Source organism: Streptomyces sp. ISL-94 (assembly GCF_018614075.1).
Classification (GTDB): Bacteria; Actinomycetota; Actinomycetes; order Streptomycetales; family Streptomycetaceae; genus Streptomyces.
The window spans coordinates 15,780-34,599 of the sequence record NZ_JAGGOZ010000007.1 but is presented as its reverse complement, the minus strand read 5'-3'; the positions used below and the strand labels follow the sequence as shown (position 1 = coordinate 34,599).

The window sequence follows — 18,820 nt, the reverse complement described above, 5'->3', positions numbered from 1 at the left end:
GTGCCCTCATGCACCCGTGTTTCGCCGGATCGGGTGCCGGGGTCCCCCTTCAAGGGGCTCCCTCTTCAAACACATCGCGCGTGAAGATTCCGGCCACGACTCTGCCCCGAATATTCTTGGCATGAACACTTCCAGTGAGCCTCGGCTCCTTGTACCACGGACTCAGGAGTAACTCCGGAGTAACCCCCACAAGGAGCCGCACCCCCATGAGCACAAGACTGTCGCGCTTCGCTGCCCTCACCTCCTCCGTCTTACTCGCCGCCGGCGCCGCCCTGTTCGGCGCCGGCCAAGCAGCCGCCGCCCAGGCCGACTTCGGCTACGTCGCACTCGGCGACTCGTACTCATCCGGCGTCGGCGCCGGCGGCTACGACAGCGCGAGCGGCGACTGCAAGCGCACCACCCGGGCCTACCCCGCCCTGTGGGCCGCGGCCCATTCCCCGCAGATCTTCTCCTTCACCGCCTGCTCGGGCGCTCGTACGAATGACGTCCTCGCCAACCAGCTCGCCCCGCTGAACTCCGGCACCGACCTGGTTTCCCTCACCGTCGGCGGCAACGACGCCGGATTCGCGGACGTCATGACGACGTGTGTGCTCCAGTCCGAGTCCACCTGCATCAACCGCGTCAACGAGGCCAAGGCGTACGTGGACTCCACCCTCCCCGGCCGGCTCGACCAGGTCTACGCCGCCATCGGCAGCCGCTCCCCGAACGCCCACGTCGTCGTCCTCGGCTATCCCCGCTTCTACAAGCTGAACGGCTCCTGCGTCGCCGGCCTCACCGAAGGCGAGCGCACCGCCATCAACGGCGCCGCCGACTACCTCAACGCCGCCATCGCCAAACGCGCCGCCGACCACGGCTTCACCTTCGCCTCGGTCGCCGGAGCCTTCACGGGCCACGAGATATGCTCCGGCGACGCGTGGCTGCACAGCCTCAACTGGGTCAACATCGGCGAGTCCTACCACCCGACCGCCGCCGGACAGTCCGGGGGCTACCTGCCCGTCTTCACCAACGCGGCCTGACCGGCCCCCGCCGTCGGCGGGACCGGTGACACGCTCGTGACAGGGGAGGAGGCCCCGCCCGTCGGGGTCTCCTCCCGGCACGTCACGGAGGTCCCCACCCACTCGGTGGTCACCTCCAGCGGCCCCCGCACCTCCAGCCGGACCGCGTCCTCGAAGACCGCGCCCGGCACGTGCGCGAGCTCGGTGTGCTCCAGCCGCCGGCTCCTGGGCCCGGCCGCCTCGTACGTGACGGACTGCCAGCCGGGGCCGGAGGTCTTCCCGCTCCGCGTGGCCCAGCGGTACTCCAGCACGGCCGGCACCCGCTCCACCTCGACGGTGGCGGTGAAGGCGGGCGCCCGCCCCGCGGGCGGCGGGCAACTGCCGGTGTAGGCGGTCCGCACGGCGTCGACGTACACCGACACGTGCTGCCCGGAAGCAGCCGAAGACGAGGCCGAGACGGACGCCGAAGCCGAAGCCGAAGCCGAGGCCGATGCGGACGGGCGGCCGGAGGGGGCCGTCGTCGCGGACTGGACGGCGGTGGTCGCCGAACCGCCCGGGCCGCCGCTCCCGCTCCCGCCCCCGTCCCCGGAACCCGTGCCCGTACGGTCCTTCAGCAGCAGCCACCCCAGCGCGGCCAGCGCCAGCAGCAGCACCACGATCCCGGCGGTCAGCACCAGCCCGGCCCGGCCGCCCTGGCGCGGCGCGGGCGGCGGGGCGGGGATCGGCGGCGTGGGATCCCCGTACGGCGCCGCCATCCCACCGTGCCGGTGCTCCCGCCGGTTCTCCTGCGCGGTGGCCGACGGCGAGTCCGGCCCCGACACCGCCCCGCCGAAGGCCCGTACGGCCCCGCCCGCGCCCACCACCCGCAGCATCCGGGCCGCCTCCGCCGCGGGCAGCCGCTCGGCCGGATCCTTGCGCAGCAGCCCCTCCAGTACGGGCTCCAGCGGCCCGGCGCGCCGCGGCGCGGGCGGTTGCCCGTCCACCACGGCCCGCAGCGTGTCCAGCGGGGTTTCCTGCCGGAAGGGCGAGACCCCCTCGACGGCCGCGTACAGCATGACCCCGAGCGACCACAGGTCCGACTCGGGACCCGGGTCGCGCCCCAACGCCCTCTCCGGGGCCAGGAATTCGGGAGAGCCGACCACCTCGCCCGTCATGGTGATCGCCGAGGACCCCTCCAGGCTCGCGATCCCGAAGTCGCTCAGCACCACCCGGCCGTCGTTGGCGATCAGCACGTTCCCGGGTTTGACGTCGCGGTGCAGCACCCCGGAGTCGTGCGCGGAGCGCAGCGCGGCCAGCACCTGCTCGCCGACGTGCGCGGCCCGCTCAGGGGACATCGGCCCCTCGGCCTCCAGTACGTCGGCCAGCGAGAGCCCGCGGACCAGCTCCATCACGATCCACGGCCGGCCGCCCTCGGAGGCCACGTCATAGACCGTGACGGCCCCGCGGTGCGAGACCCGGGCCGCCGCCCAGGCCTCCCGCTCCAGCCGCCGGTACATCCGCTGGAGTTCCGCGGGCTCCATTCCGGCCGGCGCCCGCACCTCCTTGACGGCGACCTCGCGCGCCAGCACCTCGTCCCGGGCCCGCCAGACGATGCCCATCCCGCCGCGGCCGAGGGGCTCCAGCAGCCGGTACCGGCCCGAGATGACACGATCGGGGCTCGAATCCCCGCCCGCACCCGCCACATTCCCACTCACGCGAGCCCCCATGTGTGTCCGCATGCACCCATGTGTCACCAGATGATCACTCCAAGTTAGCGCAGAGTGCGACAAGTGGCCCCTGTCGTGACGTGACTCGCGCCGAGAGTCCCAACTGAGCCGTTTCGGTGCGGAGAGTGACGGTCGACTCCGCTGAGTAATCGTCAACTCCCCGTCGGTACAGGGGTAATTCACACCACCGGGATACCCGAGCGCGCCGCGGGGGCGATAGGGTTAACCTGCCCGGGCCGGGTGCCCTCGTACGGGTGGGGAGAGAACATGGAACAGATAGCAATGCGCAGCAGGCCGCCCCGCGTGCCTGCCATCACGTGCGGCAGCGGCGCGACCAGCTCGCGCCTCGACCGTCATCTCGCCGTGCTGGGCGGTCCCGCCGTCCCGCACCGGGAGACCGCCGAGGCGACCCTGCTGATGCGCGAGCTCACCTCCCGCGACCACACGCACCGCCTGCGGAGCCGGAGCGCGCGCGTCTCGCTCTTCGCGCCGCTGCGCCGCCTGCGTCGCACGCTCTTCGGCAGCCGCCGTTCGTAACCGTCCCCGTACCGAGGCCTTTTTCCGGCCCCGGTCCCAGCCCCGGCTCCCCGGCCCCTACGCGATCACACCGTCCCGGCGAAGTTCCGAGATCTGCGCTCCCGTCATCCCCAGGGAGCGCAGCAGGGGTTCGGTGTGCTCGCCCAGCGCGGGCACCGCACCCATGTGCGGTGCCGCGCTGCCCGGCAGTCCGATCGGCGGCAGCAGGGCCCGCAGCGGGCCGGCCGGCGAATCCACCTCCCGCCAGCGGTCCCGGGCCGCCAGCTGCGGATGTGCAGCCAGCTGGGCCACCGAGTTGAGCCGCGCGCAGGCGATGCCCGCCGCCTCCAGCCGGCCGATCGCCTCGTCCGCGCCCAGCCGGGCCAGCGCCTGCGCCACCACCGCGTCGGTCTTCTCCCGGTTGCCGGTGCGTGCCGCGTTGGTCGCGTAGGCCGGGTCCTCCGCCAACTCCGGTCGGTCCAGCACCTGTTGGGCCAGCCGCCGCCACTCGCGGTCGTTCTGCACCGACAGCAGTACCTGGTCCCCGTCGGCCGTCGGGTAGGCGTCGTAGGGTGCGATCACCGCGTGCGCGAGACCGGTGCGTACCGGCTGCTCCCCGCCGTGCATCGTGTGGTGCAGCGGATGCCCCATCCACTCGGCGAGCGCGTCCAGCATGGACACCTCCACCCTGCCCCCGCGCCCGGTGACCCCGCGGCGCAGCAGGGCGGCGAGCACTCCCGAGAAGGCGTACATGGCCGCCGCGATGTCCGCCGCCGGGATCCCCGCCTTGACGGGCTGCTCCGGCGTGCCGGTCACCGAGACCAGGCCGGCCTCGCACTGCACGAGCATGTCGTAGGCGCGCTTGTGGGCGTACGGGCCCTCGGCGCCGTAGCCCGAGACGTCCACGGCGACCAGCCGCGGGTAGCGCGCGCACAGCGCGGCCGAGTCGAGCCCGAGCCGGGCGGCGGCCCCCTGCGCGAGGTTCTGGACGAAGACGTCGGCGCCGTCCAGCAGGCCGTGCAGGACCTTGCGGCCGCGCGGGTCCTTCAGGTCGAGCGCGATCGACTCCTTGCCGCGGTTGGCCCACACGAAGTGCGAGGCGAGGCCCTGCGCGGTGGTGTCGTACGCACGCGCGAAGTCGCCGCCGTCGGGGCGCTCGACCTTGACCACCCGGGCGCCGAGGTCGGCGAGCTGGCGGGTGGCGAAGGGGGCCGAGACGGCCTGTTCGACGGCGACGACGGTGATGCCGGCGAGGGGGAGCGGTTCGGTAGCCATGGGGCCTGCCTACCGGGTCGGACCATGATCTGTCACCCATGCGGAGTGAAGAGATCCGCCCGGACGCTCGGTTCCTCCGGTTCCTCTGGTTCCTCTGGTTCCTCCGGTTTCTCGCGGGCGGCCTCCCGTTCCGGCCGGCTCAGCCCTGGCCCCGCGCGAACCTGCGCGTGGCGAGCGGCATGAACGCGGCGAGGAGGACCAGCGACCAGAGCAGCGCCCCGGCGACCGGGTGCGCGGCGGGCCAGGCGGCGCCCGCCGCGGGCCCCCCGCCCGCGTTCCCGCACAAGGCGCGCACGGCCGTGGCCACGGCGCTGATCGGGTTCCACTCCGCGACCGTACGCAGCCACCCGGGCAGCCCGGCGGTCGGCAGGTACGCGCTGGACAGCAACGGCAGCACGAAGGTGGCGCTGCCCAGCTGGCCCGCCGCCTCCTCGCTCCTGCTCAGCAGGCCGAGGTACGTGCCCACCCACGCGGAGGCGAAGCGGAACAGCAGCAGCACACCGAGCGCCCCCAGCGCGCCCGGCAGGCCGTTCTCGATCCGCCAGCCCATCGCCAGCCCCACCAGCATCAGCGGCACCATGGAGGCCGCGGTGGTGAGCAGGTCCGCGGAGGTCTGCCCGAGCGGCACGGCGCTGCGGCTCATCGGCAGGGTCCGGAAGCGGTCCATCACCCCGCGGTGGGCGTCCTGCGCGGCGGTGAACATGCCGGTCATCAGGCCGTTCGCGGCGGTGGCGGCGAGCAGTCCGGGGACCAGGAACTCCCGGTACTCGGCGCCCGGCATGGCGAGCGCGCTGCCGAAGACATAGCCGAAGAACAGCAGCATCGTGATCGGCATGGTCTGTGTGAGGATCAGCAGCGCCGGGGCGTGCCGGGCCTTCTGGAGCTGGCGGGTGAGGACGGCTCCGCCGTCGGACAGCAGGGTGCTCATGCCGCGTGCTCCTTCTCGGCGGGGGCCGTGCGGATCCGGGTGAGGCGCAGGAACACCTCGTCGAGGGTGGGCGGGCGCAGGCTCGCGTCGGTGACCGGCACCCCGGCGGTGTCGAGCTCGCGGATGATCCGGGGCAGGGTGAGCGCGGTGTCGAGCACGGTGACGCCGACCGTGAGGCGCTCCTCGTCGAGCACCGGCCGGCCGCCGGTGAGCTGGTCGAGCACGACGGCGGCGCCGGACAGGGCCTCGCGCGCGGTGACGGCGACCTCGGCGTAGGCGCCGATCCGGGCCTTCAGCTCGGCCGGGGTGCCGGTGGCGACGGCCCGGCCGCGGTCGACGACCGCGATGTCGTCGGCGAGCCGGTCGGCCTCCTCCAGGTACTGGGTGGTCAGCAGCACGGTGGTGCCCTCCGCGGCGAGGTCCCGTACCGCCGTCCAGATCTGCTCGCGGGCCGCCGGATCGAGGCCGGTGGTGGGCTCGTCGAGGAAGAGCACGCGGGGCCGGGTGATCAGCCCTGCGGCCAGGTCCAGGCGCCGCTTCATGCCGCCCGACCAGGTGGAGGCCACCCGGTCGGCGGCCTCGACGAGCCCGAAGCGCTCCAGGAGCGCGTCGGCGCGGGACCGGCCCGTGGAGCCGCGCAGTCCGGCGAGGCGGGCGAAGAGGCGCAGGTTCTCACGGCCGGTCAGGTCCCCGTCGACGGAGGCGTACTGGCCGGTGACTCCGATGGTGCGGCGCACGGCCGCGGGGTCGCGGGTGACGTCGTGGCCGGCGACGAGGGCGCGGCCGGCGGTGGGTGCGGTGAGGGTGGTGAGGATCCGCACGGCGGTGGTCTTGCCGGCGCCGTTGGGGCCGAGGAGCCCGAAGACCGTGCCCTCGGGCACGGCGAGGTCGAGGCCGCGCAGGGCATGGACCTCCCCGTAGCTCTTCTCCAGACCTTCACTAAGTACAGCGTACGTAGTCGTCATGTACGGCACCCTACCCCACTACGTACGGCGTACGTAACTAAGATGGGGGCCGAGACGGACGAGGTGATGTGAGCGATGGCAGCCGGTGGGCGACCCGCTGAACCCGAAGTGATCTGGGCCCGCCCGCCGCGGGCCGGCCGCGGCCCACGGCCCGCGCACAGCCGCGAGTCGATCGCCGCCGAGGCGGTGCGGATCGCGGACGCGGAGGGGATCGAGGCTGTCTCCATGCGACGCGTGGCGGCCGGGATCGGCGCCGGGACGATGTCCCTGTACAACTACGTGCCGCGCAAGGAGGACCTGTACGAGCTGATGGTCGATGCGGTCGGCGGGGAGTACGAGCTCACCGCGCCGACCGGCGACTGGCGGGCCGACCTGCTCGCGCTGGCCCGCCAGACCCGGGCGCTCATGCACCGGCACCCGTGGCTGCCCCGGCTGCTGACCCCGGTGTACGGCTTCGGCCCGAACGCCCTGCGGTACCTGGAGCACAGCCTGGCCTGCCTGGCCCCGCTGGACGCGGCCGGCCCCGAGAAGCTGGAGCTCGTAGCGGCCGTCAACGGCACGGTGGCGACGTACGTGGCGGGCGAGCTGGCGCTCGCCGAGCGGGCCCGGTCGCTGCCCTGGAGCGAGGCCGCCGAACAGCGCGTACGGACGGCCTGGCTCGGCTCGCGCCTGGCCACGGGGGAGTACCCGCTGCTGGCCGGGGCCCTCACGGGCGGTATCGATCCGGTCCCCGGGGCGGGGCTGGACATGGCCGCCGTGTTCGACCGGACGGTGTCGCGGCTGCTCGGGGCGTGGGCTCCGTAGGGCCCGTGCGGTGCGTCGGTTTTCGGTAGGCCGGGTCGGAGTGGGGCTTCGGCAGGCCGGGTCGGAGCCGGGCTTCGGCAGGCAGGGTCGGAGCCGGGCTTCGGCAGGCAGGGTCACAGCAGGGCGAACTGGCCGCCCGGGCCCTCCTCCTGGTGGTCCAGGACCGAGGCCGGGCGCCTGGCCCAGCCCGGCGGCGGCAGCACCCCGGCCGCGCGCAGCTCGCTCGCGGACAGCGCGGGGCCCGGCTCGAAGGCGGCCCGCTCCGGCGCCAGATCGGCCAGCAGCGCCAAAGCCGTGACCAGGGCCGGCAGCTCCGAGGTCCAGCTCTGGGGCCACTCGGCCGGACCCAGCGCCTCCAGCCCGTCCGCCCCCGGGGCGCGGTGCGCGCTGCGGGCGGCGAACCAGGCCTCCAGCACCCGCACGCCCTGGACCTCGTACTCCCAGGCGCCGGCCGGCACGGGGGACACGGTCCCGCCGCCGAAGCCCAGCGTCTCGCTCTCGGCCTCGTACGTCACCTCGTGCGGCCACGCCACGACCGCCGAGCGGACGTACGGACGCCGCCCGCCCGGCAGCCGGGGCGGCTCGCCGCCCCGGGCTCCGCGCAGCCGGACGGTGAGCAGCCGGTGGCCCAGCTCCAGCCCGGCCCGCCAGCACCCGGGGTCGGCGGCGAGCGGGACCTCGTACCCCCGCGGCCCGGGGCGGCCCGCCGCGAGGATCCAGCACAGCACGTCCTCGGGGGTGGCCCGGCCGCCGTACCGCTCGCCCAGCAGCGACAGCAGGCCCGGGGCGAGATTCGGCTCGGTGCCGCCGGGGCGGCGGTGCAGCGGGCGGATGCGGCCGAGCCGGCCGGCCGGGAGGTGTGCGGTGACCAGCAGGTCGGGGCCCGCCGGAGTCTCGACGGCGAACAGCTGGTGCTCGTCCCGGACCCGCCACAGCTCGGGGCGGGCCGCGTCGATGAGCCGCTGGTCGGGCAGCAGCCACTGTTCGTCGAAGGGGTCGCGCAGGATCCGTACCGGATCGGGGCACGGGCCGGGCTCGTCGGCGAAGCGGGCGGTGGCGGCGGAGCGCCGGCCGGGCAGCGCGGCCGCGCCCGCGGCGGGGGTACGGCTCCGGCTCGGCCGGAACAGCCGCTCCCGCTCGGCCCCTTCGGCGGCGGTCAGGGCAGCCCAGCGGGCGCGCAAGGCCGCCGGATCGGGTGCAGCCACCCAGTCCCGGCCCAGGCGCAGGCCGCCCACGGCCCAGGGCATCAGATCGTCCAGCAGCGGTACGTCGTCGCTCACGCCGCCGATGGTAGCGACGGCCCCTGGTGCCCGGGCCCGGTCCAGGCCGAAGCGCTACGCTCCTTGTGTACGCATACGTACGGTATCGACCGAGGAGACGGTCATGAGTCAGTACGACGAATACTCGACTCCGTCGCAGGCCGAGGGCGAGCGCCTCGACGAGGACATGGACGAGAAGCAGAAGGCGCAGCGGCACCACCCCGACACGAAGCGGACCACGCCGTCGCAGGCGGAGGGCGAGCGCTCCACGGACGATGAGGAGCGGGAGCGGTAGGTCCGTCCGTCCGACGGTACGGACTGCCGGCGCCCGATGGCGCCTGTCTGCGCCATCAGTGCGCCGCTCGTCAGCGCGTCAGTGCGCGTCGACCGTCACCGTGAAGGAGAACCGGTCGCCGCGGTAGCGGATGCGGGCCACGTCCACCACCCGGCCGTCCTCGTCGTAGGTCACGCCGGTGTAGTGCAGGATCGGGCTCAGCAGGGGGACCTGGAGCAGTTCGGCCGTCTCCGGGTCCGCCAGCCGCGCCTCGACCGTGTCCGTGATGCGGCTGATGCGCACCCCCACGATGTCCCGCAGCACCTTCGTCATCGGCCACCGCTCGAGATCGGTGAGCTCCACCGCTTCCGCGAACTCCGGAAGGACCGCGTTCTCCACCCAGTTGGTCGGCTCTCCGCTCTCGCGGTCGTGGCGCAGCCGGCGGTACGTGACCACCTCGGGGGTGTCCGGGAAGTGGTCCAGCAGCTCCCCGGACACCGCCGTCCGCCCGTGGCCGAGAATCGTCGTACGGTCGCCCGACTGCTGGGCCACGATCGCGTCGACCGAGCCCAGCAGCCGCACCGGGGCGCTGCGCCGCGCGCCCGGCTCGATGAACGTGCCGCGCCGCCGGTGCCGGCTGATCAGTCCCTCGCCCTCCAGCTCCTTGAGCGCCTGCCGCATGGTCAGCACGCTCACCCCGTAGTGCTCGGCGAGCTGCTCCTCGGTGGGCAGGCGCAGCGAGGCGTCCGGGGTGCGCCCGAGTATCGAGGCGCGCAGCGACTGTGACACCTGGTACCAGAGCGGCAGCTTCCGGTTCAGCACCAGCGAGTCGGGGGCGAAGGCGGTCACGGGTGGTTCTCCGTACGGCTGGACGGGGGCGGTGTGCTGCGCATATTAGGCGCGGAAGTGGCGCTGGAGACCCTGCCAGACGTCGTCGTATCCGCGCTGGAGGTGGTCCGCGCCGGCCGCCTGGGCGGTGGCGGTGATCGGCCAGCGGGTCTCGAACATGAAGGCCAGGCCGTCGTCGATCTTCTGCGGCTTCAGCTCGGCGGCGCTGGCCCGGTCGAAGGTCTCCCGGTCGGGGCCGTGCGCGGACATCATGTTGTGGAGCGAGCCGCCGCCGGGGACGAACCCCTCCGCCTTGGCGTCGTAGGCGCCCTCGATCAGGCCCATGTACTCGCTCATGACGTTGCGGTGGAAGTACGGCGGGCGGAAGGTGTCCTCGCCGACCAGCCAGCGCGGGGCGAAGACCACGAAGTCCACGCCCGCGAGGCCCGGGGTGTCGGAGGGTGCGGTCAGCACCGTGAAGATCGACGGGTCGGGGTGGTCGTAGCTGATCGAGCCCAGGACGTTGAAGCGGCGCAGGTCGTAGACGTACGGGACGTGGGTGCCGTGCCAGGCGACGACGTCGAGCGGGGAGTGGTCGTAGGTGGCCGACCAGAGGTTGCCGCAGAACTTGTTGACCACCTCGGTCGGGCGCTCGCTGTCCTCGAACGCGGCGGCCGGGGCCCGGAAGTCGCGGGCGGCGGCCAGGCCGTTGGCGCCGATCGGGCCCAGGTCCGGCAGCTCGAAGGGGCGGCCGTAGTTCTCGCAGACGTAGCCGCGGGCGGGGGCGTTTTCGGTGCCGTCGGCGGCCTCGGCGGCGTCGCCGTCCAGCAGCTCGACGCGGAAGCGGACGCCGCGCGGGATGAGGGCCACCTCGCCCGGCCGGGCGGCGAGCAGGCCGAGCTCGGTGCGCAGGAGCAGGCCCCCGCGCTCGGGGACGATCAGCAGCTCGCCGTCCGAGTCGCTGAACACCCGGTCGGTCATGTCCGCGTTGGCGGCGTAGAGGTGGATGGCCATGCCGGTGCGCTGCGCGGCGTCGCCGTTGCCGCCGAGGGTCCACAGGCCGGCCAGGAAGTCGGTGCCGGGCGCCGGGTCGGGCAGGGGGTTCCAGCGCAGCCGGTTGGGGTCCGCGGCGGCGTCGGTGAAGGGCGCGGTGCGCAGGGCCCCGTTGTCGATCCGGGTGAAGGGCGGGTGCGCCGCCGAGGGGCGGATCCGGTACAGCCAGGAACGGCGGTTGTGGCTGCGCGGCTCGGTGAAGGCACTGCCGCTGAGCTGCTCGGCGTAGAGGCCGAGCGGTGCCCGCTGGGGCGAGTTCCGGCCGTGCGGCAGCGCGCCGGGGACGGCCTCCGAGCTGTGCTCGTTGCCGAAGCCGGTGAGGTACTCCAGCCCCTCCGCCGTCTTCCTGGCCTGCTCGCTCATGTGCTGCTCCCGCTCCGTCGAAGGAATCCTATGGTCGACAGTAGGATTCCGCGGCCCGCACGTCAACGGCGCATCGAAGGAGCGGGGCAAACGGATTCGCGCACGGGGGATCCGAAAAGATGAACATTGCTCTACTCTCACGCGCATGTCGTGGACCCGCAGGTTCCCTGCCGTGCCGGCGGCTCTCTTCGCCGCCCTCCTCGCCCTCCTGTCCCTCTTCGCCGCGGCGCCCGCAGCCCGCGCGCACGAAGAGCGCCCCGTCACCCTCCCGGACGGCTCCGGATCCGTGCCCGAGTACCGCAGGGCGGAGCCCGACCTCGTGGTCTGCAAGACCGACCGCCCCGCCTTCGAACGCCGGATATCCGCCTTCCCGGAGGAGCTCCGGCAGCGCAACCTCGCCCTGTACGAACGGTGCGAGAAGAGCGGCTACCGACACCTCCAGGAGGCCGTCGACGCCGTCGACCGGCCGGGCATGAACATCGCGATCCTCCCCGGCCTGTACGAGGAGGAGCCCTCGCTCCCCAAGCCGACGGGCGAGTGCGCGGAGCTGAAGGCCCCCAACTCCTCGCTCGGCTACCAGATCCTCAGTTACGAGCAGCAGGAGCGCTGTCGGCACAACCAGAACCTCGTCGCCATCCTCGGCAAGACGAACCTCCAGATCGAGGGCACCGGCGCGTCCCGCCTGGACGTGGTCATCGACGCCAAGTACCAGAAGCTCAACGCCCTGCGTGCCGACAGGTCCGACGGCGTCTACTTCCGCAACTTCACCGCCCAGCGCACCACCTTCAACTCCCTCTACGTGCTGGCGGGCGACGGGTTCGTCATCGACGACGTGCTGACCCGGTGGAACGACGAGTACGGCTTCCTGACCTTCGCCAGTGACCACGGGCTCTACAAGAACTGCGAGTCGTACGGGAACGGCGACTCCGGCATCTACCCGGGCAGCGCCTCCGACATCAACGACGGCCGCGGCTACGACGTCCCCCGCCACTCCATCGAGATCACCGGCTGCCGAAGCCACCACAACATGGTCGGCTACTCCGGCACGGCAGGCGACTCCGTCTGGGTCCACGACAACGAGTTCGACCAGAACATGGGCGGCGCCTCGATGGACAGCGCCTTCCCCGGCCACCCGGGACTCCCGCAGAACCACGCCAAGTTCGAGCGGAACCTCATCCACGACAACAACCAGGACTACTACGGGTACGTCGCCGACGGCACCTGCGCCAAGCCGCCGATCGAGCGCGGCTACGAGCGGGGCGTCGTCTGCCCGCAGATCTCCATGCCGCCGGGCACCGGCATCATCACCGCGGGCGGCAACTGGAACCTCTACGAGAACAACTGGGTGTACGGGCACCGCCGCGCGGGCTTCTTCCTCTCGGCGGTACCCGCCTTCATCCGGGGCGAGGAAGCCTGGTCCAAGCAGGCGGACACCTCCCACCACAACCGCTACGCCGGCAACGTCCTCGGCAGGGACAAGTCCGGCGCCGCCCGCCCCAACGGCATGGACGTGTGGTGGGACGGCCAGGGCCGCGGCAACTGCTGGCAGAACGGCCCCGACGGCTCCACCCCGGGCACGCTGCCGCAGTGCGGGGGCGCCCGCGGCCAGGTCTCGGGAGCCTCGGCCCGGCTGGTGGGCGAACCGGTGAAGCTCGTCCAGCTGCTCGTCTGCGCCGACTACAACGTGCAGGCGCGCAAACTCCCGGCCGGCTGCGACTGGTACGGCGCCCGGGGCCTGGAACGGGTGGAGACCCAGATCGCCCTCGCCGTCGCGGGTGTCCTCCTCCTGGTCGGCGGCGTGCTGTGGTGGCGCCGTCTGCGCGGCTCCCGGCTGGGCACGGCGGCCTCCCTGCTGGGCCTGGCGGGCCTGACCCTGGACGTGGCGGGCTCCACCACGGGCTTGGTCGCCACCGCCGTCCCGGCGCTCGCGCTGACCCTGCTGGGCCTGTGGTGGACCGGTGTGGGCCTGGCCCTGCGCCCCCCCCGCCCCTGGTTGGCCCGCCTCACCCTGCTGCTGGCGGGGCTCACCCTGCTGGACGCCTTCGACAAGGCGATCCTGATGATCCCCTGGACCCCCCTGAGCCCCGCCTGGATACGAGCCCTGGTGGCCGTCGTCTGGCTCCTGTGGGCGGTCATCGCCTCGGCCCGCCCAGCAGCCCCGGCCGGCCCAACGGCCCCAACGGCCCCGGCTGGTCCGGCGGCCCCGGCCGGCTCTGACACCCCGGCCGGCCCCGACACCCCGGCCGGCCCCGACACCCCGGCCGGCCCCGGCGACCCCGCGGGCCCGGGCGACGCGGGCCCGGGCGATGCGGGCCCGGGCGATGCGGGCCCGGGCGATGCGGGCCCGGGCGACGACCCCGCGGGCGACCGCACTCCGGCCCCGGACGCCCCCACCCCGTCGGCCGAGGCCGCACCGACCGCCGGAGGGCAGCCGTGACCGACTGGCCCGACGACCGCAGCCGGTGCGACGCCCGCGGTATGCCCCACCCGCGCCGCAGGCCCGGCAGGCCCCGCAGGCCCGGGAGGGGCGGCCGGCGCGCCCGGGTCGCGGCCGTGCTCGCCCTGGCCCTGCTGCTCGCCGGGGGAGCGGCGACGGGCTGCGGCGGGCGGGCCACCACCCACCACAAACCCGGCACCAGCCACGAGCAGGCCTCCGGCAGCGTGGGCACCCTGCTCACCGCCGACGACGGCGCGGGCCACCGGCTCCGCGAGGTCCCCGCCGAGGGCGCGCCGGAGGTACAGCTCACCGCCCGCCCGGACTCGGAGGACGGCTGGAACCTCCAACTGGCCGTGGAGCACTTCCGCTTCACCCCCGACAGCACCGGCGGCGCCGCCCTCCCGGGCGCCGGCCACGCCCACCTGGAGCTGGACGGCCGCACACTCGCCCGCCTGTACGGCCCTTGGTTCCACCTCTCCGCCGCGCAGGTCCCCGAGGGCACGCACACCCTGACCGCCCGGCTGTACGCGGACGACCACACCGCCTGGGCGGTGTCCGGCAAGCCGGTCGAAACCGCCGTCCCACTGATCGCAGGCCCCCCGGGCCAGGCCTCCCACAGCCACCCCGCGCCCACCCAGACCGGCACCCCGGAGCCCTCACAGCCTCCGCAGGCCGACCGGACGGTCACCATCACCGTCCGGGACGGCAGGGTCAGCCCCGCCCCCGCCCGCACCGAGCTCAAGCGCGGCGAACGCGTCGCCCTGCGCGTCACCAGCGACCGCGCGGACACCCTGCACGTCCACGGCTACGACAAGGAGCTCGCGCTGCCCGCAGGACAGGAGGCCACCCTGATCCTGACGGCCGACCGCACCGGCCTCTTCGAGGTCGAGACCCACGAGTCCGCCCTCGTCCTGACCCAGCTCCTCGTCCGATGACCCCACCCGTGCCCCTGCACCTCCCCCCGCACGCTCCGGCCAGTGGCGGGGGAGGCCAGGGCGTGGTCCCACTCCTGGCCGATCCGCTCACCGCCCTCGCGCACGGGATCGGGTCCCAGCACGACCTTCCGATCTCTCCCTTCTACGTCTTCGCCGGGGCCTTCACCGCGCTGTTCGTCTCCTTCCTCGCACTCGCACTGCTCTGGTCCACCTCCCGCTTCCGCGGCGACCGCTCCGGGCTCGCCCTGCCCGCCGCCCTCCAGCAGGTGGCCGACGCGCCGGCCACCCGCACCGCCCTGCGCGGACTCGGGCTCGCCCTCGCGCTCGCCGTCCTCCTCCACCTCCTCCTCGGTCCCGACGACCCCGCGCACAACCCCGCTCCCGGCGCCGTCTACGTCCTCTTCTGGGTCGGACTCGTCCCCGCCTCCCTCCTCCTCGGCCCCGTCTGGCGCCTGCTCAACCCGCTCCGCACCCTGCACCGCCTGCTCTCCCGGGCCCGGCGGGGTGGAGGCGACGGCCCCGACCGCCCCCTCCCCGCACGGCTGGGCCAATGGCCCGCCGCCGTCGGACTGTTCGGCTTCACCTGGCTCGAACTCGCAGCTCCCGACCCCGCATCCGCCACCACCCTCCTCATCGCCCTCGCCACCTACACCACCGCCCAGCTGCTGCTCGCCGCCCGCTTCGGCGAGCGCTGGTTCGACGACGGAGACGCCTTCGAGACGTACTCCGCCCTCCTCGCCCGGCTCTCCCCCCTCGGCCGTCGCAGCGACGGCCGCCTGGTTCTCCGCAACCCCTTGCACGGACTCGACGCGACGCCCGAGCGGCCCGGACTCGTCGCCACCGTCTGCGTCCTGCTCGGATCCACCGCCTACGACGGCTTCTCCGACAACCCCTCGTGGATCAACACCCTCCAGACCTCCCCCCTCGGCCGCACCCCCACGGCCACACTCGGGCTCCTCGGCTCCGTCGCCCTCGTCGCCACCCTCTACTGCCTGTGCGCCGCGGCCACCCGCCTCGTCAGCGGCCCGCACCCCGGCCCGCTGACCGCCTTCGCGCACTCACTCGTCCCGATCGCACTCGGTTATCTGGTCGCCCATTACTTCTCCCTTCTGGTGACCGAAGGACCACGCACAGTAAACATGGCATTCGCCACTGACAACGCCCCCGAACCCTTGCCGCCACTGGCCCCCGGGGCCCTCGCCGCCCTCCAGGTCATCGCCGTCGTCACTGGCCACGTGCTCGGCGTCGTCGCGGCCCACGACCGCTCCGTACGCCTCTTCCCGCCCGCCAGGGCGGTCGCGGGCCAGCTGCCGCTGCTCGCCCTGATGATCACTTACACCGTAGGCGGGCTCGGCCTCCTGCTGAACTGAGGCTCCCGCCGAAACGAGAACCCCGGAGCGGCATGATGGACCCCGTGCCTCCCGCCCACTCCCTGCGCCGTACTCCGATCCAGCAGCGCAGCGCCGACCGGCTCGCCCGGATCCTCGACGCCTGCGCCGAGCTGCTCGACGAGACCGGATACGAGAACCTCAGCACCCGCGCCGTCGCGCTGCGCGCCGGAGTCCCGATCGGCTCGGTCTACCGCTTCTTCGGCAACAAGCGAGCCATGGCCATCGCCCTCGCCCATCGCAACCTGGACCGCTATGCCGACGGCATCGCGGACCGGCTCGCCGACCTCCCCGCCACCCACTGGCGGCCGGTCGTGGACGCCGTCCTGGACGAGTACCTGGCCATGAAGCGCAGCGTCCCCGGCTTCGCGCTCGTCGACTTCGGCGTGCCCGCTCCGCCGGCCGAGGGCCCGGAGGCCGACCCCAACCACCTGGTCGCCGCCCGCCTGACCGAACTGCTCTGCGCCCACCTCGGCCTGACCCCCGACGCCGCCCTGGGGCGGGCGGTCCTCGTCTCCGTCGAGGCCACCGACGCGCTGATCCAACTGGCCTTCCGCGCCGACCCGGCGGGGGACCCCGACATCGTCGCCGAGACCCGGGCGATGATGCACGCCTACCTCGCCCGCGTACTGGACTGAACCTCCGGGCCAGGGCTGCTGCGCCCGGCCCGACCGCCCTCCACCCTGCGGCGCTCACCACACGGCTCACCACACCGCTCTCCCTCCGGCCCCTCCCGCTTCGCCGGCGAGGCGGCGGGTGCCTCGCCCGGACCGGCTCCCGCAGACCCCTCGCGTCCGTCCCTACCGGTCGGTATGCTCAGGGCGCCCCGTGTGCCCGCGCCGCAGCCTGTCGCCCCCTGGAGGGCCCATGCCCCGCACCGCCCTGCGCATCTGCCCCCTCTGCGAAGCCACCTGCGGACTCACCCTCACCATCGAGGGCACCGCCGTCACCGGCGCCCGCGGGGACCGCGACGACGTCTTCAGCCGCGGCTTCATCTGCCCCAAGGGCGCCGCCTTCGGCGCGCTCGACGCCGACCCCGACCGGCTGCGCACCCCCCTCGTCCGCCGCGACGGCCGGCTCCAGGAGGCCACCTGGGAGGAGGCCTACGACGCCGTCTCCGCCGCCGTCCCCGCCCTCGTCCGGGAGTACGGGCCCCAGTCGGTCGGCGTCGTCCTCGGGAACCCGAACGTCCACACCATTGCCGGCGCCCTCTACCCGCCGCTGCTGCTCAAGGCACTCGGCACCCGCAATCTCTTCACCGCCAGCACGCTCGACCAGATGCCCAAGCACGTGTCCAGCGGCCTGCTCTTCGGGGACCCCTTCGCCATCCCGGTTCCCGACCTGGACCACACCGACTTCCTGCTGCTCCTGGGTGCCAACCCCCTCGAATCCAACGGCTCCCTGTGCACCGCCCCCGACTTCCCCGGCCGGCTCAAGGCCCTGCGCGCCCGCGGCGGGACGCTGGTCGTCGTCGACCCGCGCCGCACCCGCACCGCCCGGCTCGCCGACCGCCACCTCGCGCCCCGCCCCGGCAGCGACGCGCTGCTGCTCGCCGCCCTCGCGCACACCCTCCTCGAGGAGAAGCTCGCCGCCCCCGGCGCACTGGAGGAACAGACCGATGGCCTCGGGGAACTCGCCGCCGCCCTCGGGAGTTTCACTCCTGAGGCCGTAGCACCCGCCTGCGACCTCGCAGCCGATGACATCCGCACCCTTGCCCGCGAGCTCGCGGCCGCCCCCACGGCCGCCGTCTACGGGCGGATCGGCAGCTGCACCGTCGAGTACGGCACGTTGGCCAGCTGGCTGGTCGACGTACTGAACATCCTCACCGGCAATCTCGACCGGCCGGGCGGAGCCCTCTTCCCGCTGTCCGCGACCACCGGCGCGCCCCGGCCGGCCGGCCCCGGCAAGGGGTTCGCCCTCGGCCGCTGGTCGAGCCGGGTCGGCGGCCACCCCGAAGCCAAGGGCGAACTCCCCATCTCCGCCCTGGCAGAGGAGATCGACACCCGGGGCGACGGACGGATCCGGGCGCTGATCGCCATCGCCTCGAACCCGGTCCTGTCCGCACCCGACGGCGACCGGCTCGACCGGGCGCTGGCCGGCCTCGACTTCATGGTCTCCGTCGACCCCTATCTGAACGAGACCTCGCGCCACGCCCACGTCGTGCTGCCCCCGCCGCCGCCCGCGCAGAGCGCGCACTTCGACTTCGCGTTCAACGGGTTCGCCGTACGCAACCAGGCCCGCTACTCGCCCGCCGCCGTCCCCTTGGAGGCCGGGCGGATGGACGAGTGCGAGATCCACGCGCGGCTGGTCCTCGCCGTCTCCGGCCTGCACGGCGCACCGCCCGAGGCCGTCGACGAGCGCGTCATCGCCGACACCCTCGCCCGCGCCGTCACCGAGCCGCACTCACCGCTTTTCGGCGGCGACCCGCAGGAGCAGGCCCGCATGCTGTCGGGCCGCACCGGTCCCGAGCGGCGGCTCGACATGATGCTGCGCCTGGGCCCGTACGAACTGACCCTGGAGGATCTGCGGCAGAGCCCGCACGGCATCGACCTGGGTCCGCTGCGGCCCCGGCTCCCGGGCGCGCTGAGGACCCGCAGCGGCAGGATCGAGCTGCTCCCGGACCCGATCGCGGCCGAGCTCCCCAGGCTGCGCGCGGCGCTCGCCGACCGCCCCGCCGGCCTGGTGCTCGTGGGCCGCCGCCATCTGCGGTCCAACAACAGCTGGTTGCACAACGTCCCGGCCCTCACCGGAGGTTCCAACCGCTGCACCCTCCAGATCCACCCGCAGGACGCGGGCCGGCTGGGCCTCACCGATGGGGGCCGGGCCAGGATCACCGCCGACGGCGGCGCCCTGGAGGTCCCCGTAGAGGTCACCGACACCGTGCGCACCGGAGTGGTGAGCCTCCCGCACGGCTGGGGCCACGACCGCGCCGGCGTCCGGCTCTCGGTGGCGTCCGGCTCGCCCGGCGCCAACGTCAACCAGCTCCTCGACGGCTCGCGGCTCGACCGGCTGTCCGGTACGGCTGTCCTCAACGGCTTCCCCGTCGAGCTGACTCCCCTGCCCTGAGCTGGGGTTTTGCTCGTATTGCTCACAC

At 73.8% G+C, this 18,820-nt stretch carries 16 protein-coding genes; 9 read left to right on the top strand and 7 right to left on the bottom strand.

All coding sequences use genetic code 11. The annotated features are described in order from the left end of the window. Window positions 1-206 precede the first annotated feature (206 nt). A complete protein-coding gene (locus tag J7E94_RS02000) occupies window positions 207-1,016 on the top strand; it encodes an SGNH/GDSL hydrolase family protein (protein ID WP_215011770.1) in 810 nt (269 codons plus the stop codon). Here J7E94_RS02000 and J7E94_RS01995 read toward each other — a convergent pair. Beyond that, on the bottom strand, window positions 986-2,689 hold the full coding sequence (locus J7E94_RS01995; protein WP_308344386.1) for a serine/threonine-protein kinase: 1,704 nt from the start codon (window positions 2,687-2,689) through the stop codon (window positions 986-988). The genes J7E94_RS02000 and J7E94_RS01995 overlap by 31 nt on opposite strands. A 279-nt stretch (window positions 2,690-2,968) precedes the next feature. Between J7E94_RS01995 and J7E94_RS01990 the strand changes: the two genes are divergently transcribed. Next, a complete protein-coding gene (locus J7E94_RS01990; RefSeq protein ID WP_030720225.1) occupies window positions 2,969-3,238 on the top strand; it encodes a hypothetical protein in 270 nt (89 codons plus the stop codon). 57 nt (window positions 3,239-3,295) lie between these two features. On the opposite strand, the gene J7E94_RS01985 is transcribed toward J7E94_RS01990, so the two are convergent. From J7E94_RS01985 to J7E94_RS01975, 3 genes are all read right to left on the bottom strand, one after another. Continuing rightward, window positions 3,296-4,492: a CaiB/BaiF CoA-transferase family protein gene (locus J7E94_RS01985; RefSeq protein ID WP_215011767.1), complete on the bottom strand. Its 1,197-nt coding sequence runs from the start codon at window positions 4,490-4,492 to the stop codon at window positions 3,296-3,298. Between the two features lie 139 nt (window positions 4,493-4,631). Continuing rightward, window positions 4,632-5,420 (bottom strand): ABC transporter permease, encoded by a 789-nt coding sequence (locus tag J7E94_RS01980; protein ID WP_215011765.1) that lies wholly within the window; start codon window positions 5,418-5,420, stop codon window positions 4,632-4,634. Further along, window positions 5,417-6,385, bottom strand: a complete 969-nt coding sequence (locus tag J7E94_RS01975) for an ATP-binding cassette domain-containing protein (RefSeq protein ID WP_215011763.1) — start codon at window positions 6,383-6,385, stop codon at window positions 5,417-5,419. Before J7E94_RS01975 ends, J7E94_RS01980 begins: the two co-directional genes overlap by 4 nt. A 75-nt stretch (window positions 6,386-6,460) precedes the next feature. Here J7E94_RS01975 and J7E94_RS01970 point away from each other — a divergent pair, with 75 nt between their 5' ends. Beyond that, window positions 6,461-7,189, top strand: coding sequence for a TetR/AcrR family transcriptional regulator (locus tag J7E94_RS01970; RefSeq protein WP_215011761.1), 729 nt, complete (start codon window positions 6,461-6,463; stop codon window positions 7,187-7,189). A gap of 113 nt (window positions 7,190-7,302) precedes the next feature. Here J7E94_RS01970 and J7E94_RS01965 read toward each other — a convergent pair whose 3' ends face one another. Then, window positions 7,303-8,478 (bottom strand): type ISP restriction/modification enzyme, encoded by a 1,176-nt coding sequence (locus J7E94_RS01965; RefSeq protein WP_374224372.1) that lies wholly within the window; start codon window positions 8,476-8,478, stop codon window positions 7,303-7,305. Window positions 8,479-8,572: 94 nt separating this feature from the next. Between J7E94_RS01965 and J7E94_RS01960 the strand changes: the two genes are divergently transcribed. Beyond that, entirely contained in the window at window positions 8,573-8,743 is a 171-nt protein-coding gene (locus J7E94_RS01960; protein WP_215011759.1) for a hypothetical protein, read from the top strand. Window positions 8,744-8,821: 78 nt separating this feature from the next. Here the strand turns inward: J7E94_RS01960 and J7E94_RS01955 are convergent, their stop codons facing one another. Together J7E94_RS01955 and hmgA are read right to left on the bottom strand one after the other, a co-directional pair. Further along, window positions 8,822-9,571: a GntR family transcriptional regulator gene (locus J7E94_RS01955; protein WP_215011757.1), complete on the bottom strand. Its 750-nt coding sequence runs from the start codon at window positions 9,569-9,571 to the stop codon at window positions 8,822-8,824. A gap of 45 nt (window positions 9,572-9,616) precedes the next feature. Next, entirely contained in the window at window positions 9,617-10,966 is a 1,350-nt protein-coding gene (hmgA, locus tag J7E94_RS01950; RefSeq protein WP_215011755.1) for a homogentisate 1,2-dioxygenase, read from the bottom strand. A 145-nt stretch (window positions 10,967-11,111) separates the two neighbouring features. On the opposite strand from hmgA, the gene J7E94_RS01945 reads away from it, so the two are divergent. From J7E94_RS01945 to J7E94_RS01925, 5 genes are all read left to right on the top strand, one after another. Continuing rightward, the gene (locus tag J7E94_RS01945; protein ID WP_215011753.1) at window positions 11,112-13,403 is read left to right on the top strand and encodes a right-handed parallel beta-helix repeat-containing protein; all 2,292 of its coding nucleotides are present in this window, start codon (window positions 11,112-11,114) and stop codon (window positions 13,401-13,403) included. Window positions 13,404-13,444: 41 nt separating this feature from the next. Further along, entirely contained in the window at window positions 13,445-14,338 is an 894-nt protein-coding gene (locus J7E94_RS01940) for a cupredoxin domain-containing protein (RefSeq protein ID WP_215011820.1), read from the top strand. A gap of 62 nt (window positions 14,339-14,400) precedes the next feature. Continuing rightward, window positions 14,401-15,708, top strand: coding sequence for a hypothetical protein (locus tag J7E94_RS01935; RefSeq protein WP_308344384.1), 1,308 nt, complete (start codon window positions 14,401-14,403; stop codon window positions 15,706-15,708). A gap of 35 nt (window positions 15,709-15,743) precedes the next feature. Beyond that, the gene (locus J7E94_RS01930) at window positions 15,744-16,364 is read left to right on the top strand and encodes a TetR/AcrR family transcriptional regulator (RefSeq protein ID WP_215011818.1); all 621 of its coding nucleotides are present in this window, start codon (window positions 15,744-15,746) and stop codon (window positions 16,362-16,364) included. A 229-nt stretch (window positions 16,365-16,593) separates the two neighbouring features. Then, window positions 16,594-18,792: a molybdopterin-dependent oxidoreductase gene (locus tag J7E94_RS01925; protein ID WP_215011751.1), complete on the top strand. Its 2,199-nt coding sequence runs from the start codon at window positions 16,594-16,596 to the stop codon at window positions 18,790-18,792. Window positions 18,793-18,820 lie beyond the last annotated feature (28 nt).

Bases quoted from the DNA above. Each gene is read 5' to 3' on its own strand.
- J7E94_RS01980 (WP_215011765.1), bottom strand. From the start codon at position 5,420: ATGAGCACCCTGCTGTCCGACGGCGGAGCCGTCCTCACCCGCCAGCTC.
- J7E94_RS01960 (WP_215011759.1), top strand. From the start codon at position 8,573: ATGAGTCAGTACGACGAATACTCGACTCCGTCGCAGGCCGAGGGCGAG.
- J7E94_RS01925 (WP_215011751.1), top strand. From the start codon at position 16,594: ATGCCCCGCACCGCCCTGCGCATCTGCCCCCTCTGCGAAGCCACCTGC.
- J7E94_RS01940 (WP_215011820.1), top strand. From the start codon at position 13,445: ATGCCCCACCCGCGCCGCAGGCCCGGCAGGCCCCGCAGGCCCGGGAGG.
- hmgA (WP_215011755.1), bottom strand. From the start codon at position 10,966: ATGAGCGAGCAGGCCAGGAAGACGGCGGAGGGGCTGGAGTACCTCACC.
- J7E94_RS01930 (WP_215011818.1), top strand. From the start codon at position 15,744: ATGGACCCCGTGCCTCCCGCCCACTCCCTGCGCCGTACTCCGATCCAG.
- J7E94_RS01945 (WP_215011753.1), top strand. From the start codon at position 11,112: ATGTCGTGGACCCGCAGGTTCCCTGCCGTGCCGGCGGCTCTCTTCGCC.
- J7E94_RS01975 (WP_215011763.1), bottom strand. From the start codon at position 6,385: ATGACGACTACGTACGCTGTACTTAGTGAAGGTCTGGAGAAGAGCTAC.
- J7E94_RS01985 (WP_215011767.1), bottom strand. From the start codon at position 4,492: ATGGCTACCGAACCGCTCCCCCTCGCCGGCATCACCGTCGTCGCCGTC.
- J7E94_RS02000 (WP_215011770.1), top strand. From the start codon at position 207: ATGAGCACAAGACTGTCGCGCTTCGCTGCCCTCACCTCCTCCGTCTTA.
- J7E94_RS01990 (WP_030720225.1), top strand. From the start codon at position 2,969: ATGGAACAGATAGCAATGCGCAGCAGGCCGCCCCGCGTGCCTGCCATC.
- J7E94_RS01970 (WP_215011761.1), top strand. From the start codon at position 6,461: ATGGCAGCCGGTGGGCGACCCGCTGAACCCGAAGTGATCTGGGCCCGC.